Annotated in this window: 20 protein-coding genes; 12 read left to right on the top strand and 8 right to left on the bottom strand. The window is 52.4% G+C overall.

The annotated features are described in order from the left end of the window. Positions 1-174: 174 nt before the first annotated feature. Positions 175-495: a DUF1820 family protein gene (locus EIP93_RS21755; protein ID WP_010306578.1), complete on the top strand. Its 321-nt coding sequence runs from the start codon at positions 175-177 to the stop codon at positions 493-495. Then, a complete protein-coding gene (locus tag EIP93_RS21750; RefSeq protein ID WP_103943652.1) occupies positions 495-854 on the top strand; it encodes a DUF2500 domain-containing protein in 360 nt (119 codons plus the stop codon). The genes EIP93_RS21755 and EIP93_RS21750 overlap by 1 nt, the downstream gene beginning before the upstream one ends. 3 nt (positions 855-857) lie before the next feature. Here EIP93_RS21750 and EIP93_RS21745 read toward each other — a convergent pair whose 3' ends face one another. Together EIP93_RS21745 and rsmD are read right to left on the bottom strand one after the other, a co-directional pair. Then, the gene (locus tag EIP93_RS21745) at positions 858-1,133 is read right to left on the bottom strand and encodes a DUF1145 family protein (RefSeq protein ID WP_161973274.1); all 276 of its coding nucleotides are present in this window, start codon (positions 1,131-1,133) and stop codon (positions 858-860) included. 35 nt (positions 1,134-1,168) lie between these two features. Further along, positions 1,169-1,744: a 16S rRNA (guanine(966)-N(2))-methyltransferase gene (gene rsmD / locus EIP93_RS21740; protein ID WP_010306568.1), complete on the bottom strand. Its 576-nt coding sequence runs from the start codon at positions 1,742-1,744 to the stop codon at positions 1,169-1,171. 349 nt (positions 1,745-2,093) lie between these two features. Here rsmD and ftsY point away from each other — a divergent pair, with 349 nt between their 5' ends. From ftsY to rpoH, 4 genes are all read left to right on the top strand, one after another. Next, complete coding sequence (gene ftsY / locus EIP93_RS21735; protein ID WP_125233261.1) at positions 2,094-3,581, top strand: signal recognition particle-docking protein FtsY; 1,488 nt, start codon at positions 2,094-2,096, stop codon at positions 3,579-3,581. A 5-nt stretch (positions 3,582-3,586) separates the two neighbouring features. After that, a complete protein-coding gene (gene ftsE / locus EIP93_RS21730; protein WP_010306560.1) occupies positions 3,587-4,258 on the top strand; it encodes a cell division ATP-binding protein FtsE in 672 nt (223 codons plus the stop codon). After that, the gene (ftsX, locus tag EIP93_RS21725; protein ID WP_125233260.1) at positions 4,248-5,216 is read left to right on the top strand and encodes a permease-like cell division protein FtsX; all 969 of its coding nucleotides are present in this window, start codon (positions 4,248-4,250) and stop codon (positions 5,214-5,216) included. The genes ftsE and ftsX overlap by 11 nt, the downstream gene beginning before the upstream one ends. A 354-nt stretch (positions 5,217-5,570) precedes the next feature. Next, positions 5,571-6,428 (top strand): RNA polymerase sigma factor RpoH, encoded by an 858-nt coding sequence (rpoH, locus tag EIP93_RS21720; protein WP_039275909.1) that lies wholly within the window; start codon positions 5,571-5,573, stop codon positions 6,426-6,428. Positions 6,429-6,511: 83 nt separating this feature from the next. Here rpoH and panM read toward each other — a convergent pair whose 3' ends face one another. Next, the gene (panM, locus tag EIP93_RS21715; RefSeq protein ID WP_103862335.1) at positions 6,512-6,958 is read right to left on the bottom strand and encodes an aspartate 1-decarboxylase autocleavage activator PanM; all 447 of its coding nucleotides are present in this window, start codon (positions 6,956-6,958) and stop codon (positions 6,512-6,514) included. Between the two features lie 404 nt (positions 6,959-7,362). Between panM and EIP93_RS21710 the strand changes: the two genes are divergently transcribed. The 6 genes from EIP93_RS21710 (at position 7,363) to EIP93_RS21685 (ending at position 13,622) form a co-directional block, all read left to right on the top strand. Further along, positions 7,363-8,475 (top strand): branched-chain amino acid ABC transporter substrate-binding protein, encoded by a 1,113-nt coding sequence (locus EIP93_RS21710; protein ID WP_125233259.1) that lies wholly within the window; start codon positions 7,363-7,365, stop codon positions 8,473-8,475. A gap of 156 nt (positions 8,476-8,631) precedes the next feature. Beyond that, the gene (gene livH / locus EIP93_RS21705) at positions 8,632-9,558 is read left to right on the top strand and encodes a high-affinity branched-chain amino acid ABC transporter permease LivH (protein WP_039275912.1); all 927 of its coding nucleotides are present in this window, start codon (positions 8,632-8,634) and stop codon (positions 9,556-9,558) included. After that, positions 9,555-10,829, top strand: coding sequence for a high-affinity branched-chain amino acid ABC transporter permease LivM (locus EIP93_RS21700; protein WP_103862333.1), 1,275 nt, complete (start codon positions 9,555-9,557; stop codon positions 10,827-10,829). The genes livH and EIP93_RS21700 overlap by 4 nt, the downstream gene beginning before the upstream one ends. Beyond that, complete coding sequence (gene livG, locus EIP93_RS21695) at positions 10,826-11,596, top strand: high-affinity branched-chain amino acid ABC transporter ATP-binding protein LivG (protein ID WP_095700963.1); 771 nt, start codon at positions 10,826-10,828, stop codon at positions 11,594-11,596. The genes EIP93_RS21700 and livG overlap by 4 nt, the downstream gene beginning before the upstream one ends. A 5-nt stretch (positions 11,597-11,601) precedes the next feature. Next, positions 11,602-12,303, top strand: coding sequence for a high-affinity branched-chain amino acid ABC transporter ATP-binding protein LivF (livF, locus tag EIP93_RS21690; protein WP_039363470.1), 702 nt, complete (start codon positions 11,602-11,604; stop codon positions 12,301-12,303). A 128-nt stretch (positions 12,304-12,431) separates the two neighbouring features. Then, a complete protein-coding gene (locus tag EIP93_RS21685; protein ID WP_103862331.1) occupies positions 12,432-13,622 on the top strand; it encodes an aminotransferase-like domain-containing protein in 1,191 nt (396 codons plus the stop codon). Between the two features lie 90 nt (positions 13,623-13,712). Here EIP93_RS21685 and EIP93_RS21680 read toward each other — a convergent pair whose 3' ends face one another. The 5 genes from EIP93_RS21680 to EIP93_RS21655 form a co-directional block, all read right to left on the bottom strand. Continuing rightward, a complete protein-coding gene (locus EIP93_RS21680; protein WP_125233258.1) occupies positions 13,713-15,359 on the bottom strand; it encodes a methyl-accepting chemotaxis protein in 1,647 nt (548 codons plus the stop codon). 595 nt (positions 15,360-15,954) lie between these two features. Continuing rightward, positions 15,955-17,625, bottom strand: a complete 1,671-nt coding sequence (locus EIP93_RS21675) for a methyl-accepting chemotaxis protein (RefSeq protein WP_107333610.1) — start codon at positions 17,623-17,625, stop codon at positions 15,955-15,957. Between the two features lie 884 nt (positions 17,626-18,509). Further along, on the bottom strand, positions 18,510-20,180 hold the full coding sequence (locus tag EIP93_RS21670; protein ID WP_103862328.1) for a methyl-accepting chemotaxis protein: 1,671 nt from the start codon (positions 20,178-20,180) through the stop codon (positions 18,510-18,512). A 479-nt stretch (positions 20,181-20,659) separates the two neighbouring features. Further along, positions 20,660-22,339 carry a methyl-accepting chemotaxis protein gene (locus EIP93_RS21660; RefSeq protein WP_125233256.1) on the bottom strand — a complete coding sequence of 560 codons (1,680 nt, stop codon included), beginning with the start codon at positions 22,337-22,339 and terminating at the stop codon, positions 20,660-20,662. Positions 22,340-22,662: 323 nt separating this feature from the next. Next, a complete protein-coding gene (locus EIP93_RS21655; RefSeq protein ID WP_040032727.1) occupies positions 22,663-24,021 on the bottom strand; it encodes a GntP family transporter in 1,359 nt (452 codons plus the stop codon). Positions 24,022-24,185 lie beyond the last annotated feature (164 nt).

Below are 24,185 nucleotides of genomic sequence, written 5' to 3'. Positions count from 1 at the left end.
TTTTTGTTTGTGTCAGAATAAAAATAAACCGTTCTTTGTTCAGTGTAGGGGATTGTGGGGAAGTTAAACAACACGGGGTGAGACGGATGCGACTTCTGTGAGCTTCATGTTATGTTATCGCCTGTTTTTATTGTAGATGGGCGCCGTGAAGTCTTGAAGGGAGTATTGTGTTGAATGAGTAATGAATCCGCGCTTTATCGTATTCAATTTATAAATAACGGTAAGAATTACCAGCTTTACGTGCGTGAGTTGGTGCAGAGCAGCCTGTTCGGTTTTATTGAAATCGCCGACTTCGTGTTTGATAGCCAATCTACGGTGTTGGTTGACCCGTCAACCGAGAAACTGAAAACGGAATTCTCCGGCGTTAGCCGCAGTTTCATCCCTCTACAGGCGATCATTCGCATTGATGCCGTGACGGAAAAGGGCAGCGCTCGCATTTCTGATTTAGGCGATAACGTTGCCGCGTTCCCTTATCTTCCCGGCAAGAAACCCTGATGAATGATTTTCCCTGGCTGTTGGCCTTGGCCGTTGGTGCGATTTTGGTGCTGGCGGCGCGGCAATATCGACGCCAACGTCAGCGGGAAGCGCAGAATGACGCGGCTCCGCTGCGTATTGTTGCCGCCGAGGTGAAACACAAACGCGAATTTCCCCGCAGTCGTCGACGGGCGCGCGAACATCAGGTGATGGTTGTAGAAGATATGCTTTATGAGGTCACGTTCAGGCCGATTACCGGCGGTGCGACTATCACGCTGCGCCTTGAGCACGAGGATTATCACCCGCTTGATACCGGCATGCAGGGCTCGTTGCAGCTAAAGGGCACGCGCTTTATTCGCTTTGTGCCCCAGCAGAAGTAGCGATTACGGCTTCGGTGGCTTAGGCTGCTTTTTCTGCCACACCAGCAGTTCAAACACGCCAAAAAGGAAAATGCGTGCCTGAAGCGCGCGGCTCAGCGCGGGACTGTCTTTCGGCTGGCTGGATTTTAACAGCAGCAGTTGAAAACCATGCATCAGGATCATAAACACCATCGCCACGGTCATGAAAATATTCAACGGCTTGGGAAACGGCTGAATCAGGTTAAGCAACAAAAATCCCCACACGCCCAGCATCAATAATCTGCCAAGGTTAATCAAAATCATCTCTTACCCTTACCCTTACGTCGCTGCGAAGATCACTGACGGATGTATAAACGGTAGGCGACCTGGCCCGCAATTTTTTCACGGTGCAGTTGCCAATTTTCCGGGATAGTCAGCTGCGCATTTTCCGCCTCGGTTTCTACGTAAATCCACGCGTCGGGTGCCAGCCAGCCCTGTTGTTCCAGCAGAGCAAGCGTGTTGTTCAGCAGTTCTTTGCGAAACGGTGGATCGAGAAACACAACGTCAAACGGCGTGCCCGGCTTCGCCAGCCAGCTCAGGGCATCAGTATTGACCACCTCGGCGTTTTCCGCCCGAAGCAGCGCCAGATTTTGCGTTAACTGCTGCGCGACTGCACGCTCCATCTCCAATAATGTGGCGTGCGCAGCATAACGAGAAAGGGCTTCTAGCCCGAGCGCGCCGCTGCCAGCAAAACAGTCCAGACAGCGCGCCTGTTGAATGACGGGAGCCAGCCAGTTAAACAGCGTTTCCCGTACGCGATCGGTAGTGGGACGTAAACCGGGGCTATCAGGAACCGGAAGTTTTCTGCCGCGCCATTGACCACCGATGATTCGGATTTGTCCGGCGGCTGACGATGCATTTTTTTTAGCCATAGCTCACAGGGTTATTGTTGTGCCGCATCATCATGGTGTGGATGCGGGCAGGAAATTTCTGGCGCTATTCTAGCGGCGGTTACGTGTAGAGGGAATGTTAAGATGGACGTTAAGGCGCTTAAGCCAAAATTTTGTGCTGTCTGCGGCCTTTCGATCACGTACGGTGTTTGACACACTTCGTTACGGACATTGCCTTTCGTTACGAAGATTGTCGGCAGCGCGGAGAATTGTCTGCCATTGCCCCCGTTGGCCGCGTGTTGCTGTCGGCAGGAAAGTGTTAAACTTGTTGTTTAAATATGATTTTCATTGATTGATTCGCTGCGGTGAGCAGCGTGGAGCGCGATCGCACATGTCAAAAGAAAAGAAGCGCGGTTTTTTTTCCTGGCTGGGATTAGGGAAACAGGAAGAAAAACAACAAGAGCAACCGCAAGAGCAGCCGGTTGTCGAAGAACAGCCGTCAGCGGCAGAGTCGGGTGCTGCTGCGTCGGCTCACCAGACCGTTGAACATGCGCCGGAACTGGTAGAGAAGCCACTGGCAGAAGCGCCTCTCGTTGAAGAAAAGCTAAAGGTTGAAGCGGAAGCATTGACCCAACCGGTCGCCGAGCGTGAGGTTACCGCCGCGGCAGACGCATCAACCACCGCCGCCCCAGAAGTTAACGCTTCTGAATCCATTATTTCTGAACCAGCTGCATCTGCCCCGACTATTTCTGAACCAGACGATCGTGACGCGATCGAACATGACAGTTTCGATCGGGATATCGCCGATCCGATCGTGCACACTGAGATCGCCGAAAGTGCGACGGTGGCTGATGCAGAACCGGATGTTGCGCAGCAAGAAGAGCAAGAATACGAAGAACCAGAGCAGGCACAGCCAGATGATGTTCCGGCTGTGGCGCAAGAGCAGGAACGTCCGACGAAAGAAGGTTTCTTCGCTCGCCTGAAACGCAGTCTGGTAAAAACGCGCCAGAACCTCGGTTCCGGATTTATCGGATTGTTTCGCGGTAAGAAAATCGACGACGATCTGTTTGACGAACTGGAAGAACAACTGCTGATTGCCGATGTCGGGGTTGAGACGACCCGTAAGATCATCGGTAGCCTGACGGAGCACGCTAGCCGCCGCCAACTGAAAGATGCTGATACGCTTTTTGTGAAGCTGAAAGAAGAAATGGCGGAGATTCTTGCTAAGGTGGACGCCCCGCTGAATATCGAAGGCAAAACGCCGTATGTCATTCTGATGGTTGGCGTTAATGGCGTGGGTAAAACCACCACCATCGGGAAAATGGCACGCCAGTTCCAGGCACAGGGCAAATCCGTGATGCTGGCGGCGGGTGATACTTTCCGTGCGGCGGCGGTCGAGCAACTTCAGGTCTGGGGACAGCGCAATAACGTGGCGGTCGTGGCGCAGCATACGGGTGCGGATTCGGCATCGGTGATTTTCGATGCGATTCAGGCAGCGAAAGCGCGCGGCGTTGATGTTCTGATCGCCGATACCGCGGGTCGCTTGCAGAACAAAGCGCACCTGATGGAAGAGCTGAAAAAGATTGTGCGCGTGATGAAAAAACTAGATGAAGACGCGCCGCATGAAGTGATGCTGACGCTGGATGCGAGCACCGGACAGAACGCGGTGAGTCAGGCCAAGCTGTTTAATGAAGCGGTTGGGCTGACGGGAATTACCTTAACTAAGCTGGACGGTACCGCGAAAGGCGGGGTGATTTTCGCTATTGCCGACCAGTTCGCTATTCCTATCCGCTATATTGGGGTAGGTGAAGGTATTGAAGATTTACGGCCATTCAAGGCCGACGATTTTATTGAGGCACTTTTTGCCCGAGAGGATTAAAACGGATGATTCGTTTTGAACAGGTCAGTAAAGCTTACCTCGGTGGGCGTCAGGCATTACAAGGGGTGGATTTCCATCTGCGCCCAGCGGAAATGGCGTTCCTGACCGGCCATTCCGGCGCAGGGAAAAGTACCCTGCTGAAACTGATTTGTGGCATTGAACGTCCCAGCGCGGGTCAGATTTTGTTTGGCGGTCACAATATCAGCCGCCTGAAAAAACGCGAAGTCCCATTCCTGCGACGCCAGATCGGCATGATCTTTCAGGATCACCATCTGCTGATGGAACGCACGGTCTATGACAACGTCGCGATGCCGCTCATCATCGCGGGAGCCAGCAGTGAGGATATCCGTCGTCGGGTATCCGCCGCGCTGGACAAGGTTGGCCTGCTGGATAAAGCGAAGAACTATCCTATCCAGCTGTCCGGCGGTGAACAGCAGCGTGTTGGCATTGCGCGCGCGGTGGTGAACAAACCTGCAGTGTTGCTGGCGGATGAACCGACCGGCAACCTGGATGAAGCGCTGTCAGAAGGCATTTTGCGCCTGTTTGAAGAATTCAATCGTGTTGGCGTCACGGTCCTGATGGCGACGCATGATACTGGGCTTATCGCCCGCCGTAATTACCGTGTGCTGACGCTGTCGGATGGCCGCATGGTGGGGGGAAACCACAATGGCGAATAACGTCCGTAATGCGAAAAAGCCTGTCGCAAAAGCGAAAGCGCTGCGCGGCGGCTGGCAGGAACAGTGGCGCTATGCCTGGACCAATACGCTGGCTGATATGCTGCGCCAGCCGCTGGCTACCTTTCTGACCGTGATGGTCATCGCTATTTCGTTGGCGTTGCCCAGCATCTGCTATCTGGTCTGGAAAAACGTCAGTCAGGCGGCCACGCAGTGGTATCCCTCGCCGCAGCTGACGGTGTATCTGGATAAATCACTGGATGACAACGCGGCGCAGGCGGTTATCACGCAGCTTCAATCTGAAGACGGTGTTGATAAAGTCAATTATCTGTCGCGCAATGAAGCAATGGGCGAGTTCCGCAACTGGTCCGGTTTTGGCGGCGCGCTGGATATGTTGGAAGAGAATCCGCTGCCGGCAGTAGCGATTATTACACCGAAAATGAGTTTTCAGGATTCCAACATGTTGACGACGTTGCGCGATCGTGTGGCGGCGACGCAGGGCGTGGATGAAGTACGGATGGACGATAGCTGGTTTGCGCGGCTAGTGGCGTTGACTAATTTGGTTGGGCAAATTTCCGCGACGATTGGCGTCCTGATGGTGGTTGCCGTCTTTTTGGTGATCGGCAACAGCGTGCGTCTGAGTATTTTCAGCCGCCGTGAAACCATCAACGTGATGAAGCTGATCGGTGCGACGGACGGTTTTATTCTGCGTCCGTTCCTGAATGGTGGGGCGGCGATGGGCGTGGGCGGCGCGGTGCTGTCGCTGATTTTATCGCAGGCGCTGGTCTGGAAGCTGGATGCGGTGGTGGCACAGGTTGCCGCTGTGTTCGGTACAACGTTTGCCGTCAAAGGATTGAGCTGGGATGAATCCCTGTTGCTGCTGTTAATCGCCGGCATGATTGGCTGGTTGGCCGCCTGGCTTGCAACCGTGCAACATTTACGCCGTTTTACACCACAGTAAGCGTTTTCTGGTATAATTATCCCCTGTAATTCAGACCGTATTGCAGGGGAAATCTCCTCAGCGACATCTCTTATTTGTTCTTCCCGCTGTATTTTCCCTTGGTTTCTCGTGCGTTAATGTCTCGTTTTTCTCCTGCTTGATCTCTGGCATGAGGTGAATAAAATGATAGGAACTTGCGAGTGAAATCACAGTCTGAATAGACAGATTTTAGGATTTGATTAATCTGGTTTTAGGGTTTTTCATAAAATAAGCGTTAAGGTGCTGCGTTTTGCCATCTTCGCGCAAAACGATGCGGTGAAGCAGTGCTAAGATAGCCGACTGCAATATGACGAGTAGAGCAACTGAGAGGGTTGAATGACCAAAGATATGCAAACTTTCACCTTAGTTCCCCAGGGCAGTCTGGAAGGGTATATTCGTGCCGCCAATGCCTATCCGATGCTGACGGCGGAGGAAGAGCGGGCGCTGGCTGAACGGCTGCATTATCAGGGCGATCTGGATGCGGCTAAGCACCTGATTCTGTCACACCTGCGTTTTGTTATTCACGTTGCCCGTAACTATTCCGGCTACGGCCTGCCGCAGGCGGACCTGATTCAGGAAGGGAACATCGGCCTGATGAAGGCGGTACGTCGCTTTAACCCTGAAGTTGGCGTGCGTCTGGTTTCTTTCGCCGTGCATTGGATCAAAGCCGAAATTCATGAATACGTGCTGCGTAACTGGCGTATCGTGAAAGTCGCGACCACCAAAGCACAGCGTAAACTGTTCTTTAACCTGCGTAAGTCGAAAACGCGCCTCGGCTGGTTTAATCAGGATGAAGTCGAACTGGTGGCACGTGAACTTGGCGTGACCAGCAAAGATGTGCGCGAGATGGAATCCCGCATGGCGGCGCAGGACATGACGTTCGATCCGACGCCGGAAGAAGATTCGCACGACGGCAAGGCGATGTCGCCGATGCTTTACCTACAGGATAAATCGTCTGACTTTGCTGATGGCATTGAAGAAGATAACTGGGAAACGCATGCGGCCGATAAGCTCACCTACGCGCTGGAAGGGCTGGACGAACGCAGCCAGCACATTATTCGCGCCCGCTGGTTGGATGATGACAACAAATCCACCTTGCAGGAGCTGGCCGATCAATACGGCGTTTCCGCAGAGCGTGTGCGTCAGTTAGAAAAGAATGCGATGAAAAAACTGCGAGCGGCGATAGAAGCCTAATCGCTCTCATCGTCTCTTTCTGTAGCGACCGGGTAATGCCCGGTCGTTTTGTTTTTTTCTGGCGTCAGGCCGTAGAGCGTAGTTTAGGGTTTCTCTGGGTTGAGTTGGTCAAGAATCAACGGCGTTTCTTTTCTGCGAATATAGCGCCAGCCGCCGGACACCGGTGAGAAACCGCAGGACACCATAAACCGCGCCAGCACTTCCTCTTTGATCGCCGCATGATCGGCCGTGGCCAGCCACCACTCTTTAACCTCAGGAAGCTGATGACGCGCTTCATCAATCAAGAGTTTCCCGACCCCCCGCCGCCGCGTGACTTCCCGTACCATCAGATCGCTCAGTTCCGCATATTCTCCTTCAAGCTCGACCAGCATGCCGCCTAATAGCCGATCGTTAAAACGGGCGGCAAATAATCGCCGATCGGGTGTGAGTTCTTCCTCGAGCAAATCAATATTCTGATGTGGCCAGATTTTTGCCAGATCAATTTTATCCTGAGGGCTGAATCGGGTGAGACATTCAACGGTTAGTTTCATTTTTATCGGCACTCCATCATATGAGTGAAGAATAATGTAGTTGTTTTGTAGTGGATCAGTTGTGTAATTTGAGTGTTATGGTTAATAGGGCAAATGTTTTTCTCATTCTTTGTTTTTCGAGTAATCCATCAACAATTAATGCACAAAGCAGAATATCTGACTATATATAAATTGAATGCTGGTTTTTGCATCTGGCATTTTGTGCTGTTTGCTCCGCTTGTTTCTGACAATGTGAGTTGATTTGCAGCATAATATTCCTGTTTAATAATATGAAAAATAAAGCCTTATTAGAAATCATTACTAATAATAACCTAAGCCTTTCTTACTTATAAGAAAATAGCTGGTTATGGCAGAAGGCGGTCAGGTTTTCGGCAATATCCATAATGACAGATGGGGTAAAAAGAATGAAATTCAGTAAAGGTAAAGTATTGCTGATGGGTTGTATGGCTGCGGCGTTGAGTCACGCGGTCAGCGCTGCCGATATTAAGGTTGCCGTTGTGGGTGCCATGTCTGGCCCCGTTGCACAGTATGGCGATATGGAGTTCATTGGCGCACGTCAGGCCATTGAAGACATTAACGCAAAAGGCGGCGTAAACGGTAACAAGCTGGTTGGCGTTGAATATGATGACGCGTGCGACCCTAAGCAGGCGGTTGCCGTCGCGAACAAAGTCATCAATGACGGTATCCGTTATGTGATTGGCCATCTGTGTTCCTCCTCCACGCAGCCTGCGTCTGATATCTATGAAGAAGAAGGCGTGATCATGATTACGCCTGCGGCAACCAACGCCGACTTAACCACGCGCGGTTATAAAATGGTGCTGCGCACGACGGGGCTGGATTCCGATCAGGGACCAACCTCAGCAAAATACATTGTCGAAACCATCAAACCGCAGCGTATCGCCGTGGTTCATGACAAACAGCAATATGGTGAAGGCCTGGCCCGTTCTGTTCAGGATAGCCTGAAAAAAGCCGGTGCGAATGTTGTACTGTTTGAAGGTGTGACGGCGGGTGATAAAGATTTCTCCACGCTGGTTGCGCGTCTGAAGAAAGAGAACGTCGATTTCGTCTATTTCGGCGGCTACTACCCAGAAATGGGGCAGATTCTGCGTCAGGCGCGTCAGGCTGGCATGACCACCAAATTCATGGGCCCGGAAGGCGTGGGTAACTCGTCGCTGTCCAACATCGCAGGCGATGCCTCTGAAGGCATGCTGGTGACGCTGCCGAAGCGTTACGATCAGGTTCCTGCTAACCAACCGATTGTCGATGCGCTGAAAGCCAAGAAGCTGGATCCAACCGGTCCGTTTGTCTGGACGACCTACGCCGCGCTGCAATCGCTGACCACGGCGATGACGCGTACGGGTAGCGATGCGCCGGAAAAACTAGCCGCGGATCTGAAAGCGACCCCTGTGGATACAGTAATGGGACCATTAAGCTGGGATGCAAAAGGCGACCTGAAAGGGTTTGAATTTGGCGTATTTGAGTGGCACAAAGACGGTACGTCCAGCGCAGTGAAATAATCATCATGCCGGTAGGTGGGTAACGGATGAAGATGCCGTTGTCTGCCTACCGGCGTGAAGAGTATTCTTCGCTCGCTGAGTGTATACCAATAATAATCCCTCAATACCGAAGCCCCGTTGCCGCAAGGCGCGGGGGCAGCATTTAAGGTTTAAGGTATGTCCGAGCAGTTCCTTTACTTTTTTCAGCAGATGTTCAACGGCCTGACGTTGGGCAGCACCTATGCGCTGATCGCCATTGGCTACACCATGGTTTACGGCATTATCGGCATGATTAACTTCGCACACGGCGAAGTGTATATGATCGGTAGCTACGTCTCCTTTATTGTGATTGCGGCCCTGATGATGATGGGTATCGATGCTGGCTGGCTCCTGATTGGTGCCGCTTTCATTGCCGCTGTGGTCATTTCCAGCGCCTACGGCTGGAGTATCGAACGGGTGGCTTACCGACCTGTTCGAACGTCAAAGCGTCTGATTGCGCTGATTTCTGCCATCGGGATGTCAATTTTCCTGCAAAACTACGTCAGCCTGAATCAGGGCTCGCGTGATGTTGCGCTGCCGAGTCTGGTGACCGGCCAGTGGGTGCTAGGCGAAAGCAATGGCTTTGCCGCGACGATTAGCACCATGCAGTTGACCATCTGGATTGTTACGTTCCTCGCTATGCTGGCCCTGACGCTATTTATTCGCTATTCCCGTATGGGTCGCGCCTGCCGCGCCTGTGCGGAAGACCTGAAAATGGCTAGCCTGTTAGGGATTAGCACCGATCGCGTGATCTCCCTGACCTTCGTCATTGGTGCGCTCATGGCCGCCGTTGCTGGCGTGCTGCTGGGGCAATTCTACGGCGTCATCAACCCCTATATCGGCTTTATGGCCGGGATGAAAGCCTTTACGGCGGCGGTACTGGGTGGAATCGGCAGCATCCCTGGTGCAATGATCGGTGGGCTGATTCTGGGCGTAGCCGAAGCGCTGACGTCTGCTTACCTGAGCACGGAATACAAAGATGCGGTGTCGTTTGCGCTGCTGATTGTGGTGCTGTTGGTGATGCCAACCGGTATTCTGGGTCGCCCGGAGGTTGAGAAAGTATGAAGCAGCTCAACCTGTTTAATGCGTTGGTTTCCGCGTTCATGCTGCTGGTGCTGGCCTCGTTCTTAATGGGCATGCAACTGGCGCTGGATGGCACCAAATTGGTGGTGCGCGGTGCCGATGAAGTGCGCTGGTATTGGATTGGTGCGGGCTGCATCGTGGTGTTCTTCTTCCAGTTGATCCGCCCGTTCTTCCAGCAAAGCATCAAGAAATTTTCCGCTCCGTCACTGGTGCTGCCGAGCTTTGATGGCAGTACGCCACGGCAGAAGATATTAGCTGCGGCGTTGATTATCGCGGCTATCGCCTGGCCGTTTCTGGTATCGCGCGGTTCGGTGGATATCGCCACGCTCACGCTGATTTACGTGATGCTGGGTCTGGGCTTGAACGTTGTGGTTGGCCTGTCCGGTCTGCTGGTATTGGGCTACGGCGGGTTTTACGCCATTGGCGCGTACACCTATGCGCTGCTGAATCACTATTACGGCTTGGGCTTCTGGGAAAGTCTGCCGCTGGCAGGAATGGTAGCGGCGCTGTCCGGCTTCCTGCTAGGGTTCCCAGTGCTGCGTTTGCGCGGTGACTATCTGGCGATTGTGACGCTCGGGTTCGGTGAAATTGTTCGTATCCTGTTGCTGAACAACACTGAAATTACCGGTGGTCCGAACGGCATCAGCCAGATCCCTAAACCGACCTTCTTTGGTCTGGAATTTGGCCGCAGCGCGCGCGATGGCGGTTGGGATACGTTCCACAACTTCTTCGGTCTGCAATATGACCCCAGCGATCGCGTCATCTTCCTGTATCTGGTCGCGCTGCTGTTGGTGGTGTTAACCCTGTTTGTGATTAACCGCCTGCTGCGTATGCCGCTGGGACGTGCCTGGGAAGCGCTGCGCGATGATGAAATCGCCTGTCGTTCTCTGGGGCTGAGCCCAACGCGCATCAAGCTGACGGCCTTTACCATCAGCGCCGCGTTCGCCGGTTTTGCTGGGACGCTGTTTGCCGCGCGTCAGGGTTTCGTCAGCCCGGAATCGTTCACGTTCGCTGAATCTGCTTTTGTGCTGGCCATCGTTGTACTGGGTGGAATGGGCTCGCAGTTTGCGGTCATTCTTGCTGCAATCTTGCTGGTCGTCTCCCGCGAACTGATGCGCGATCTGAATGAATACAGCATGCTGTTGCTGGGTGCGTTGATGGTTCTGATGATGATTTGGCGTCCGCAAGGCCTGCTGCCGATGAAGCGTCCTGAGATGAAGTTGAAAGTCGCGAAGAAGGAAGAGCAAGCATGAGCACGCAGCCACTATTATCAGTCAGAGGTCTGATGATGCGTTTTGGCGGCCTGCTGGCGGTCAATAATGTTGAAATGGACATTCATGCTGGCGAAATCGTCTCGCTGATCGGCCCGAACGGGGCGGGGAAAACCACGGTCTTTAACTGCCTGACCGGTTTTTATCGCCCAAGCGGTGGCACTATCATGCTGCGCGATCGTCATCTGGAAGGGTTACCCGGACAGGCGATTGCCCGAATGGGCGTGGTGCGCACATTCCAGCACGTTCGCCTGTTCCGTGAAATGACGGTGATCGAGAACCTGCTGGTGGCACAGCATCAGCACCTGAAAAGCGGCGTATTTGCCGGGCTGTTGAAAACGCCGGGCTTTCGTCGTGCGGAAGCAGATGCGCAGGAGCGCGCCGCGGTGTGGCTGGAGCGTATCGGCCTGCTGGAGTTAGCGAACCGTCAGGCGGGGAATCTGTCTTACGGCCAGCAACGCCGTCTGGAAATCGCCCGCTGCATGGTGACGCGGCCTGAGCTGCTGATGCTGGATGAGCCTGCGGCCGGTCTGAACCCGAAAGAAACTGACGAGTTAAATCAGCTGATTGCGGAACTGCGCGATAGCCATCAGGTATCCGTCTTGTTGATTGAACATGATATGAAACTGGTGATGGGAATTTCCGACCGGATTTATGTCGTCAATCAGGGAACGCCGCTGGCACAAGGCACTCCAGCTGAAATTCGTAACAACCCGGATGTCATCCGTGCATATCTGGGTGAAGGATAACGTTTATGCTGTCATTACATCAGGTTTCGACCCACTACGGAAAAATTCAGGCGCTGCATCAGGTAAGCCTGCATATTAATCAGGGCGAGATTGTTACGCTGATCGGCGCGAACGGTGCCGGTAAAACCACACTGCTGGGTACGCTGTGCGGCGATCCGCGCGCGACGGAAGGCACCATCACGTTTGACGGCAAGGACATCACGAACTGGCAGACCGCGCAGATTATGCGTGAAGCTATCGCGATTGTGCCGGAAGGGCGTCGCGTCTTTTCTCGCATGACGGTAGAAGAGAATCTGGCGATGGGTGGGTTCTTTGCCGAGCGCGATCAGTATCAGGAGCGCATTGCGCGCGTCTACGATCTGTTCCCGCGTCTGTATGAACGACGCGCCCAGCGTTCTGGCACGATGTCAGGCGGTGAACAGCAGATGCTGGCGATTGGCCGTGCGCTGATGAGCCAGCCGCGTTTACTGCTGCTGGACGAGCCATCGCTGGGTCTGGCACCGATCATCATCCTGCAAATTTTCGACACGATCCAGCAACTGCGCGAAGAGGGCATGACCATCTTCCTGGTAGAGCAAAACGCCAATCAGGCGCTGAAACTGGCAGACCGGGGTTATGTACTTGAAAACGGTCATGTCGTGTTGGAAGATACCGGTGCGGCATTGTTAGCTAATGAAGCGGTACGTTCGGCCTATCTGGGCGGATAATTTTAGAGCAGATCTACCCTAAATCGTTTGAGCTGCGGAACGCCAACGCGCATGCAGCTTGAAGGATGACAGGGGGAATCGTTATCGGGCCGGTTTACCGGCCTGTTTCGTAGAAGGGTTAAGAAGAGATGGCCATTGAAGGGTTGTTAGCGCACCGCATCGCTCAGTTAAAAAGTTCTGCCATCCGTGAACTGCTGAAACACAGCAAGATGGAAAATATTATCTCGCTGGCTGGCGGGATTCCGTCAGATGCATTATTTGATTTCGAAGGGCTAAGTCAGGCCACGCAGTTAGCGATTACCGAACAGCCGAAAACGGCATTCCAGTATGGTTTAACCGAAGGCAGCGGCGTGTTGCGCGATCGCATTGCCGAACTGTGTGCCCTACGCGGCGTAAAAACGCGCGGTGACGATATTGTCGTGACGGCCGGTTCACAGCAGGCGCTGGACCTGATCATGCGTGCGATGGTCGATCCGAGCGACGTGTTTGTCGTTGAACGCCCGACTTATCTGGCGGCGCTGCAAACGCTGGAGCTGGCGCAGGCGCAGGTGATGTCGGTGTCGTCCGATGCTGACGGCATGGTCGTTGATGAGCTGGAAGAGCTGTTGAAGAAACAGCGTATCAAAGGCGTTTATATCGTTCCGAACTTCGGTAACCCGAGCGGTGTGACGCTGAGCTATGAACGTCGCCTGAAATTGATTCAACTGGCGGAGCGCTACGGTTTTGTCATTATCGAAGACGATCCCTATGGCGAGTTACGCTTCACCGAAGAGCGCAACCCGACGCTGTTCCAACTGGCGCAGGAGCAACTGGGTAGCACGGAATACGTGCTGTATACCTCTACATTCTCGAAGGTGCTGGCACCGGGGCTGCGTCTCGGCTGGGCGATTCTGCCGGATTGGCTGTTGCACAAAGTTGCGATAATCAAACAGGCCGCTGACCTGCATGCCAGCGCGCTGTCGCAGACCGTCGCGGAATGCTATCTGGGGCTGGGACGTCTGGATACGCAGATCGAAAAAATTCGCCACGCCTATAAGCACAAAGGCGAACTACTGGCACAGCTGGTCGAGAAGGAACTGGGTGATGTGATCACCTTCAACCAGCCGAAGGGCGGGATGTTCCTGTGGGCGAAGTTCCGTCAGGACGATTTCAACACGACGGAATGGCTGAAGAAGACGCTGGAGCAGGGCGTTGTGTTCGTGCCGGGCGAGTTCTTCTTCCCAGACAATATCGATTACTCAACGCTGCGTCTGTCCTTTGCGACCGCAACGGATGAGCAAATGCATGAAGCGGTGGCACGCCTGCGTCGGGCGCTGTAATTGCCGACAACGGGTAACCTGTGAATGCAAAAAAACCGCTGAGATTTCAGCGGTTTTTCTTTTTTAGCATCGCGTTAATCGATCGTGTGTTTAAAAGGTTTCCCAGTTTGTGTGACTTGAATTACCGGCCAGCGCCAGTTTGGGTCTGGACAGTGTCGCCACCGGTGGTGCGGCACGCAGTGGCTGGATGCCTTCGATTTTGAATACGCTCATCAACTCAACCAGATGTCTGGCTTGTTGACTCAGGCTATCCGCGGCGGAAGCGGACTCTTCAACCAGCGCGGCGTTCTGCTGGGTGACCTGATCGAGCTGATTGACCGCATCGTTGACCTGAGAAACACCCTGTTCCTGCTCGTGGGTGGTCAAGCCGATCTCATTGATAAGGTTGGCGACACGCTGTGACTGCTCCACGACTTCTTCGATAGTTACGCCTGCTTCGTTAACTAACCGCTCGCCTGCTTCCACTTTTCCTACGCTGATGCCAATCAGATCTTTGATCTCGCGTGCCGCGGAGGCGGAACGTTGAGCCAGAGAGCGTACTTCTCCGGCCACCACTGCGAACCCGCGTCCCTGTTCTCCGGCACGGGCGGCTTCGACGGCAGCGTTGAGTGCCAAAATGTTGGTCTGGAAAGCGATTCCGTCAATCACACCGATAATATCGCCGATTTTACGCGAGCTGGCGGTGATCTCTTCCATTGTCCGTACGACGTTGTTAACAACATCACCCCCTTTGCGGGCCGCCGCGCTGGCCGAGTTGGCAAGCTGTGCCGCGCTACGCACGGTGTCAGCGTTCTGTTTAACCGTGGTATTCATCTCTTCCATGGAAGCGGCGGTTTCTTGTAGATTCGCGGCCTGTTCTTCCGTGCGTTGACTTAGATCGGTATTGCCGATGGCAATCTGGCTGGCACCCGTGGCGATAGACTCGCTGCTTTGATGAACTTGCCCGACGATATTGCTCAGGCTTTGGCGCATCTCTTCCATCGCGGCCAGAATGCTGGTGGTGTCTCCGGCACGCCGTTCAATCGCGATGGCAAGATTCCCCTGTGCGACCTGACGCGTGATCTCCAGTGTATAGGCAGGTTCTCCGCCAAGCTGACGCTTAATTTTCCGGGTGATCCACCAGGCAACCGTTCCTCCCAGCACGGAGGCACACAGCGTGAGAACCAGCATTAAGGTACCGGCATTGAACGCTTCTTTCTCGGATTGGTTGGCGATCTCTATCGTGAGGTATTTCTGTCTCTCAGCCATTTTATCCAGTGCGGTGAATACGTTTGCCTGTGCGGCGCGTACCTCCGTCAGCAGAAAGTTGCGAAACGCGTCGTGCTGGCTGGTCATCGCCAGATCAATGGCTTTTCTCATGTTGCTGATATAGGTGGGGAGAGCCTGTTCCAGTGTGGCAACCAGCGCTTTAGTCTCGCTGCTCACCGCGTTGTTACGTATTTGTGCCAGCAACTCGTTATTACGTGCGATAGATTTCTCAATGCGCTCCTTTTCCGTCTTCATCTGCTGTTGATCGTTTAGAAGTGCAATATTTCTGATGGCGCGAGCGGTGTCGTTAACGTTGTCTCTAAATTCCTGCGTGAGCAGAAGATTGGTAATACGGACTTGTGACAGGATCTGAATGTTTCCCCCGAGCTTTTCTAACTGAGTTCGACCCAGTATGGCGACTAAAAACCCAATGACGATAATTAGCGTAAAACCCGTTCCTAACATTTTTCCCAAGCTTATATTCTTCATGATGTACCTTTTTTAATTATTGAAATTTGACACAGCAGGTGTCGTTATTTTCGGGGTGATGGTACAGATGCGATTTTCACCCCGCGAGTTTTATGGCTTTCATCATTCCATTTATCCCATAGTGCACTTTCTCATGCGGGTGTGTTGGCGACGTTGATACTCCAGCTGCTGCGTTGGCGGAGGAATAGGTCGTCACTTTCATGCACGTAGGGAATGCCTGTTGGGAATATTTACAGGCTAAAGGAATGACAAATAAAGTGTAGACAAGAATGTGACAAATTGATGGCAGAATAAACGTAACAAAACCCCCTGATTTATTCGTCGGTCAGGAGGTTAATATTCTTTTCTTATCGCAATCAGGATAGATAATAAATATTAATCAATGATGGCCTACCTAATAAGGGTAAGATCTTTTTCTTATTGATATTTATTTTGTAAATATTCATTTTTAATTGTGATATTTATTAATTGGCGCAGATTTTTTAACCGTATTATTTATTCCTGTTATCCCTGAGCAATAATAAAGCCGCTGAAGCGTCAGCGGCTTTATTTTGTGCGCTAAGTGGCCGAGGAATCTATCGCTCGGCTACGTTTGTTAAAACGTTTCCCAGTTATCGCGGCTTGTGCTGCCTGATTTGCCAGCCAGAGCCAGTCTCGGTGCCGTCGGCTGCTTCGCCTGTGACGTCAGGCGTGGTGCTGACGTTTGAACACCGCTGATTTTGAACACACCCATTAATTCCAGCAGCGTTCTGGCTTGCTCACTCAGGCTGTCGGCGGCGGAGGCTGATTCTTCAACCAGCGCGGCGTTCTGTTGGGTCACCTGATCGAGCTGATTCACCGCATCATTGACCTGAGAAACGCCCTGTTCCTGTTCGTGCGTGGTCAGGCCGATCTCATTGAGCAGGTTGGCAACCTGCTGGGATTTTTCGACAATGTCTTTGATGGTGATGCCCGCGTCGTTAACCAGCTTCTCACCCATTTCCACGTTAGACACGCTTACGCTAATCAGATCTTTGATTTCACGCGCGGCGGAAGCAGAACGTTGTGCCAGAGAGCGCACTTCACCCGCGACCACGGCGAAGCCACGGCCCTGTTCACCGGCTCTGGCCGCTTCAACGGCAGCATTGAGCGCCAGGATGTTGGTCTGGAAAGCAATGCTGTCGATGACGCCGATAATATCGCCGATCTTACGTGAGCTGGCGGTGATATCTTCCATCGTACGCACAACGTTATTGACTGCATCGCCGCCTTTTTGCGCCGTGGTGCTGGCGGAGTGGGCCAGTTCTGTGGCGGTGCGTACGGTCGCAGCGTTCTGCTTCACCGTGGTATTCATTTGTTCCATTGAGGCGGCGGTTTCCTGAAGATTCGCGGCCTGCTCTTCTGTGCGTTGGCTCAGATCGGTATTGCCCATCGCAATCTGCGTCGCGCCCGTAGCGATAGATTCGCTGCTCTGGTGCACCTGGCCGACGAGGTCGCTCAGGTTTTGACGCATATCTTCCATCGCGGCCAATACGCTGGTGGTATCGCCATCGCGCAGTTCAATCGCAACGGCCAGATTCCCCTGTGCAACCTGACGCGTGACTTCCAGCGTGTAGGCTGGTTCTCCCCCGAGCTGACGTTTAATGGCTCGGGTAATCCACCATGAGATCATTGCTCCCAGCACGACAGAAAGCAGGGCGATAATGACCATCAGCGTACCTGCGCTAGTGGCGTTCTTTAAAGACTGCTCGGCGATTTCAACCGTGAGCTTCTCTTGCCAGTTCACCATGTTATTCAGGGCCTGGAAGACGGCATCCTGCTTGACACGCAGGTCTGTTAATAACAGATGTTGAGCCTCGCTGTTCTTGTTCGCCGTTACCAATGCGATGGCGTCTTTATAGCTACTGCTATAGGCCGGCCGGACGCGCTCCAGTACCGCAACCAGTTCCTGAGCACGTTGCTCGACGGCAGCATCGTGTATTTTTGAGAGTAATGCGTTATTACGGGAGGTCATCTCCTCAATACGTGCTTTCTCTCCCTGTATTTGCTGGCTGTCTTCCAGCATCGTCAGGTTTCTGATGGCAATCGCGTTGGTGTTTATGTTGTCTTTAAATTCCTGCATCATCAGGAGGTTGGTGATGCGAACCTGCGACAACAGCTGGATGTTTTCTCCGAGCTTGTCTAACTGGATACGGCCAAATACCGCCACCAGAAATCCGATAGCGATGACCAAGGTAAAGCCAGTCCCTAGCATTTTACCCAGGCTACTATTTTTTATGAGATTCATTGTGTCCCTTATTATATGTTGAGAACGAATATGGTTGGTGCCGGCGTGCTTTTAATGTGAAATAGGCGTTGCGAAAATGTATTTATCTTGCAAGTGCCATCACGTTGATACCTAAAGATTCGAGTCGCATAAAGATGAATAGACATGCGGCTTGAGGAATGACAGGTCTATCCTTTTCTGTAATTGTTGCCCGTTTCCCTTGGCTAATAAACTTATCCTAAGTTTACTTTTTCCTGTCACGCTCTCCGGTAAGTGGTCGTCGTGTCTGGTGCGATGGAACATAGACAAATAAGGGTAAATGGTGGCGCAGGAGTATAAAAGGTGGCGGTAAAAGCCGCAATATCTCTATGGATTAGAGAAAAAATAAACTGGAGTCATGCTGTAATGCTAAATTGACAATCATGTTAATATATCCGTCATACTTCGAGTTGCATGTGCGTTGGCTGCGTTTACTCGCCCGAATCACTTACTTGAGTAAGTTCATTGGGACTCCCTCGCTTGCCGCCTTCCTGAAACTCGAATTATTTAGGGTATAAACGCTGTAGTTATGATTTTTTGTTTATTTATTCAACGCTAAAAGATACTTATTTTTCATTCATTCTTTTTTTTCGAACGACATGATGTCTTTACCCTCATATATTTGATGTTTTTATCATCGAAAATTGCCATTCCTCGTTTTTTATTGATTTTATTCCATCGCGCTTAATATAAAACGCATTGCTGTTTTTTCTCCTTACTCATTGTTTTCCCCTATTGAAAAAATTTCGCGCGTTTCTTCGATGGGTAGCGGAAAGGGGCTGGGTGGCAATGTGAGGGGTTCAGGTCATAAAGGGATAAAAAAACCGCTGAGCGATCAGCGGTTTTGGGTTTCTTTTGATTGGCTGTTAAAAGGTTTCCCAGTTTTGCTTATCGCTTCCCGCGCTGCTTTTCGGTCTGGAGAGAGCGAGCGTGGCGCTGGTAGGTCTTTTCAACGGTGTCGCCATGCGCTGTGACGACCCGCCCTCAACGGCGAAGGTTTTCATCAGCTCGACCAGATGGGCCGCTTGATCGCTCAGGCTATCGGCAGCGGAAGCGGATTGTTCAACAAGCGCGGCATTCTGCTGCGTCACCTTATCAAGCTGATTAACAGCATCATGGATCTGCGAGACGCCGGATTCTTGTTCCTGCGTGGTGACGCCAATTTCGTTAATCAGATCGGCAACATTGCGCGCCTGACGCACCAGTTCTTCGATTGTCGTTCCCGCATCGCTGACCAGTCTGGAACCTACCTCGACTTTCTCGACGCTGTGGCCGATCAGCTCTTTAATCTCTTTGGCCGCCGTTGCAGAACGCTGTGCCAGCGAGCGAACCTCGCCTGCCACCACGGCAAAGCCACGGCCTTGCTCACCTGCGCGTGCGGCTTCCACTGCGGCGTTAAGCGCCAGAATGTTGGTCTGGAAAGCGATGCCATCAATGACGCTAATGATGTCGCCAATTTTGTGCGAGCTGTCGGTAATTTCTTTCATGGTGATAACGATGTTTCCGACGGCTTCACCGCCTTTAGCGGCGGTATCGCTGGCAGCTTGCGCCAGTTGAGCAGCATTGCGCACCGTATCGGCATTCTGACGCACGGTTTGGCTCATTTCTTCCGTGGAGGCGGCGGTTTGTTGCAGATTAGCCGCCTGCTCTTCCGTGCGCTGGCTGAGGTCAGTGCTGCCAGCGGCAATCTGGCTGGCGCCGGTTGCGATAGATTCGCTGCTCTCACGTACTTGCTCAACAATGCTACTTAAGCTTTTGCGCATGTTATTCATCGCAAACAGCAAGCTGGTATTGTCATTCGACGCCAGATCGACCGGTACCGCGAGATTACCTTGCGCTATTTCCTGTGTGACCTGTGTGGCATAGGCGGGTTCACCCCCCAGTTGCTTCTTGATGTGGCGGGTAATTAGCCAGGCGATGCCTGCACCGAACAAGGAGGCGATGACGGCCAGAACCAGCAGTGAATTACCATCATAGTAGGACTCTTCAATGGCGTTGGTTGCCGTTTGCGTGGTGTAGTCTTTCTGCAACTGAATCATGGCGTTCAGGTTGTTAAAAAGCCGAGTTTGTATGGGTTCAAGCTGGGTTTTAACTAACTCGATAGATTCAGCCTGCCTATTGCTGAGTGACAGTGCGACGGCCTGACGGCCTACCGTGGCAAACTCAGTACGATTTTGCTGAAGTTCCCCCAGAATATTGCGGACCTCGGTTGCCTGTAAATTTTCTTCCAACTGCGCGACGAGCTTCGTGTTTTTGGCGCTCGTGGTTTCAATCAGTTTTTGGTTATCTTCCAGAACCTTTTGCTCGGTCGCGATAAGCATACGCAACGTGGCTTTGATCGTGACGTTAAGATTATCTTTTAACTCTTGTAGCACGATGAGATTGGCAAGGTGGTGTTTGGCCAGTCTGTCAGTGGTATTACCGAGACCAACCAGATGCATTCTGCCGAAAATGGCCACTAATAGGCCGATAACAATAACAATGGCAAAACCCGAACCGACCTGAGTACCCAGTTTCATTTTTCTTTTATTCTGCATGTTATCCTCATGACTTATTGACATTATTTATTGTTATTAAGCGGATTTTCTTTTGCACGACGGGAGTGATGTACGGCTGCGGTTTCTAAATCCTTCTGATGAATAACCAAGCAGTCCACTCTAGGATATCGGCATAAGCTGGGAAAACATTGATTTTAATTGTCGATATTGCCGCATGCGGATGAGGAAAAAACAGGAAACGCAGGGAATGGATACTGCTGGCGGAGAAGGAATGTGAACGTCAAAGTGGGGGATGCGCGATCCATCCCCCGTGTATACTCGTCATACTTCAAGTTGCATGTGCGTTGGCAGCGTTCGTTACTCGGCTCATCCATGAGCCTCGCCCCGTTGGGGCCGCTGCAAGCAGCGTTCAAATCTGCTCCCGGCAGATTTGTCACCCGAATCACTTACTTGAGTAAGCTCATCGGGACTCGTTCTCTTGCCGCCTGCCTGAAACTCGAATTATTTAGAGTATAGAATTAGAACTGTTCCCAGTTTTGGCTATCGCTTCCCATGCTGCTTTTAGGATTAGCGAGAGAGAGTTTGGCGCTGTCAGGCCGTTTCAACGGCGGTGTAATACGCTGTGACGATCCGCCTTCAACGATGAACACTTTCATCAGTTCGACCAGACGGGCAGCCTGATCGCTCAGGCTATCGGCGGCAGAAGCGGATTGCTCAACGAGTGCGGCATTCTGCTGCGTGACCTGGTCAAGTTGGTTCACGGCATCATGAATCTGCGAGACGCCGGATTCTTGCTCCTGCGTAGTGACGCCAATTTCGTTAAGCAGACCCGCAACATTGTGTGCCTGACGTACCAGCTCTTCAATCGTCGCGCCAGCGCTGTCTACCATGGCGGAACCGGCTTCCACCTTCTCGACGCTGTGGCCGATCAGCTCTTTGATTTCTTTTGCCGCAGAAGCGGAGCGTTGTGCCAGAGAACGCACTTCACCCGCAACCACCGCAAAACCACGGCCTTGTTCGCCAGCCCGTGCGGCTTCCACCGCGGCGTTGAGCGCCAGGATGTTGGTCTGGAAGGCGATGCCGTCAATGACGCTAATGATATCGCCAATTTTACGCGAGCTGTCGGTAATCTCTTTCATGGTGACAACGATATTGCCAACGGCTTTACCTCCTTTGGCTGCGGTATCGCTGGTGGCCTGCGCCAACTGCGTGGCATTACGTACCGTCTCGGTATTTTGGCGCACGGTCTGGCTTATTTCTTCCATTGACGCTGCGGTTTGTTGCAGATTCGCCGCCTGCTCTTCCGTGCGCTGGCTGAGGTCGGTACTGCCTGCGGCAATCTCGCTGGCACCGGTTGCGATAGATTCGCTGCTCTCACGCACCTGTTCAACAATCCCACTCAGGCTTTTGCGCATACCGTTCATGGCAGCCAGCACGCTGTGGTTGTCGCCGGGGCGCAGATCGACGCTGACGGCTAGATTTCCCTGCGCAACCTCTTGGGCGATGTGTGCCGCGTAAGCCACCTCACCGCCCAGCAGGTTTTTTATCGTGCGGGTAATCAAGATGGAGATAAAAATCCCGACGAAGACTGCGAACGCAGCGAACAGCAGCAGCGTATTGCCATCGTCTCTGGCTTTATGCATGGCGTTGGTCGTCGTTTCCATCGTTTGTTTTTTCTGCAACGCCGTCAGCCCGTCCAGAGCAGCAAAAACTGACGCTTGTGCGGGGGGTAATTCATTGACCATAACTAACGCGGCCTGCACTTTTTCTTCCGGCACCCCGGAGAGGCTTAATGCAATAGCGTTATTCACCGCTTTCAGATAAACCGGCCGAGCCTGCGTAAGCTGTTCCAGCAAGGCACGCGCCTCCGGTTCGGCAAGCTGTTTATAGACTTTTTCCAGCGCTTCACTATTACGGGTAATTTGCTGATCTAAAATGCGTTTTTCTTCCTGGATACGCGCGCTGTCTTGTGACAGCCCGATATTACGGACAACACGGGCGACAACCTCAAAGCCACTCTTGGTGTCCTGAATGAGGAGCAGGTTGGTCAGGTTTTTTTCAGAGAGTGATTCAATATCTTTACCCAGATTGGCGAGATGGACGCGCCCCAGAATGGCAACCATCAGACCGATAATGATGACAGAGGCGAAACCCGTGCCCAGCATGGCACTAAGTTTCATTTTTGATAGAAAATTCATAATGTTCCTTTATTATTTTTCATTGATTGATGCAGGCTTTACCTTACAGATTGGTCATCCTTTACGACAGGTCAGGAATGGGGTGCGCTTCTGATTGCATACTGCGGTATGCCAATTTGCGAGAGCGGGCAGGAGAACGCGTTGTTTCTTACCCAAGCGATATTATAAAGGCAGAATAAAAACGGGTAGATGCGGAATACGGGAGTAAAAAGGGCGCATTTTTCAGCATAAAGGAGGTATGTACATGCATTATTCAGTTGATACCAACGGGGAAGCTGCAGCCTCCCCATTGTGAAATTTCACACTTTACAGCACCAGCGCTATTACAGCACCAGCCACAATGCCCATGTGAAGAGGAACCCTGCCAGCCCGAGGATAGTCGTCAACACCGTCCAGGTGCGCAGGCCGTCGGCGACGGACAGCCCCAGATATTTGGTGACAATCCAGAAACCGGAGTCATTGACGTGCGACAGACCCAGCCCGCCAAAGCAGGCAGAGAGCGTCACCAGCACCAGTTGCATCTGGTTCAGGCCGCTGACGGCTTCGCTCAGCAGGCCGCAGGTGGTGAGAATGGCAACGGTAGCGGAACCTTGCGAGGCACGCAGCGCCAGTGACAGAAGAAACGCGGCAGGCACCAGCGGCAGGTGAATGCTGGTCAGCGTATCCGCCAGCGCCTTACCGACACCGGATTCCACCAGCACTTTACCGAATACGCCGCCCGCACCTGTCACCATGATGACGACCGCCGCGGCAGGCATGGCATCGCCCATAATGTTGCCGGTCTTTTCAAGCGACCAGCCTCTACGCATGGCGATAAAGTAAAAGGCGAGTGCCAGGGCAATCAGTAGCGCAACCGCAGGGGAACCGACCAACGTGGTGATATTACGCAGCGGGTGGCCTGCTGGGAACAGCGTCGCCGCCACGGTGCCGAGCATAATAATGGCGATAGGGATGACAATCAGCGCCGTAACCAGACTGGCGGAAGGCGCATTCTTATGTGGCGTCACCTCATTTTTTTCTTCAGTTTTTGCTAATTGCAGTTGCTCCAGCACATCAACAGATAGCGCGTACTGCCGACGGTTAATATATTTTGCAACCCAGAAACCGATGATGCCGACAGGAATAGAGATCGCCAGCCCTAATATAGTTAACCAGCCCACATCGGCTTTTAACAAACTGGCTGCCGCAACCGGTCCAGGATGAGGGGGCAGGGCGACGTGAACCGTCAACATCACTCCCGCGACGGGCAGACCGAATTTAAGTGGAGAGACCTTGGCGACTTTTGCGAAACCATAAATAATAGGTGCCAGAATAATAAAGCCGACATCAAAAAATACCGGAATGCCGAGAATAAATGCCGCCATGGTCAATGCGGCAATGACGCGTTTTTCTCCCAGTGTTTGCGTGAATTTCTTTGCCAAAGACTCAGCGCCACCAGAAACTTCGATCATTCTGCCCAGCATGGCACCTAGCCCAATGATCATGGTGATCGAACCGAGTACCCCGCCCATTCCACTGGACATCACTTTCATTATTTCTTCTGTGGGTATTCCGGTTGCTAATGCAACCAATAGGCTGACGACCAGCAGGGCAACAAAGGGCTGAATTTTAAATTTAATGACCATCAGCAGCAGGAGTAATACCCCGGCGATAGCGATGCAGAGTAAGAGCGAGGTGGCCATGTTCTTATCCTCATTGATCCCGTCTTTTCAATTCAGAGGCTGAAAAGGTAGTGGGTTATTGTTTTATTTGAAGAAAAGGGTGACCTGATTCCCGCATCGGAATAATGCGGGAACCTGACCTTTTCTCGATATTTTATAAATATGTCTCTGGTGTTTATTCTTTT

This window comes from Pectobacterium versatile (genome assembly GCF_003932035.1).
GTDB classification, from domain to species: Bacteria; Pseudomonadota; Gammaproteobacteria; order Enterobacterales; family Enterobacteriaceae; genus Pectobacterium; species Pectobacterium versatile.
Note: the sequence above shows the minus strand (reverse complement) of the source record. Positions and strands in the feature narration are given on the sequence as shown.

Excerpts from the sequence above, each read along its gene's own strand:
- rsmD (WP_010306568.1), bottom strand. The coding sequence starts at position 1,744 with ATGGCTAAAAAAAATGCATCGTCAGCCGCCGGACAAATCCGAATCATC.
- EIP93_RS21750 (WP_103943652.1), top strand. The coding sequence starts at position 495 with ATGAATGATTTTCCCTGGCTGTTGGCCTTGGCCGTTGGTGCGATTTTG.
- EIP93_RS21675 (WP_107333610.1), bottom strand. The coding sequence starts at position 17,625 with ATGAATCTCATAAAAAATAGTAGCCTGGGTAAAATGCTAGGGACTGGC.
- EIP93_RS21700 (WP_103862333.1), top strand. The coding sequence starts at position 9,555 with ATGAAGCAGCTCAACCTGTTTAATGCGTTGGTTTCCGCGTTCATGCTG.
- EIP93_RS21660 (WP_125233256.1), bottom strand. The coding sequence starts at position 22,339 with ATGAATTTTCTATCAAAAATGAAACTTAGTGCCATGCTGGGCACGGGT.
- panM (WP_103862335.1), bottom strand. The coding sequence starts at position 6,958 with ATGAAACTAACCGTTGAATGTCTCACCCGATTCAGCCCTCAGGATAAA.
- EIP93_RS21680 (WP_125233258.1), bottom strand. The coding sequence starts at position 15,359 with ATGAAGAATATAAGCTTGGGAAAAATGTTAGGAACGGGTTTTACGCTA.
- ftsY (WP_125233261.1), top strand. The coding sequence starts at position 2,094 with ATGTCAAAAGAAAAGAAGCGCGGTTTTTTTTCCTGGCTGGGATTAGGG.
- livH (WP_039275912.1), top strand. The coding sequence starts at position 8,632 with ATGTCCGAGCAGTTCCTTTACTTTTTTCAGCAGATGTTCAACGGCCTG.
- rpoH (WP_039275909.1), top strand. The coding sequence starts at position 5,571 with ATGACCAAAGATATGCAAACTTTCACCTTAGTTCCCCAGGGCAGTCTG.
- EIP93_RS21685 (WP_103862331.1), top strand. The coding sequence starts at position 12,432 with ATGGCCATTGAAGGGTTGTTAGCGCACCGCATCGCTCAGTTAAAAAGT.
- ftsX (WP_125233260.1), top strand. The coding sequence starts at position 4,248 with ATGGCGAATAACGTCCGTAATGCGAAAAAGCCTGTCGCAAAAGCGAAA.
- EIP93_RS21755 (WP_010306578.1), top strand. The coding sequence starts at position 175 with ATGAGTAATGAATCCGCGCTTTATCGTATTCAATTTATAAATAACGGT.
- EIP93_RS21670 (WP_103862328.1), bottom strand. The coding sequence starts at position 20,180 with ATGCAGAATAAAAGAAAAATGAAACTGGGTACTCAGGTCGGTTCGGGT.
- livF (WP_039363470.1), top strand. The coding sequence starts at position 11,602 with ATGCTGTCATTACATCAGGTTTCGACCCACTACGGAAAAATTCAGGCG.
- ftsE (WP_010306560.1), top strand. The coding sequence starts at position 3,587 with ATGATTCGTTTTGAACAGGTCAGTAAAGCTTACCTCGGTGGGCGTCAG.
- EIP93_RS21710 (WP_125233259.1), top strand. The coding sequence starts at position 7,363 with ATGAAATTCAGTAAAGGTAAAGTATTGCTGATGGGTTGTATGGCTGCG.
- livG (WP_095700963.1), top strand. The coding sequence starts at position 10,826 with ATGAGCACGCAGCCACTATTATCAGTCAGAGGTCTGATGATGCGTTTT.
- EIP93_RS21655 (WP_040032727.1), bottom strand. The coding sequence starts at position 24,021 with ATGGCCACCTCGCTCTTACTCTGCATCGCTATCGCCGGGGTATTACTC.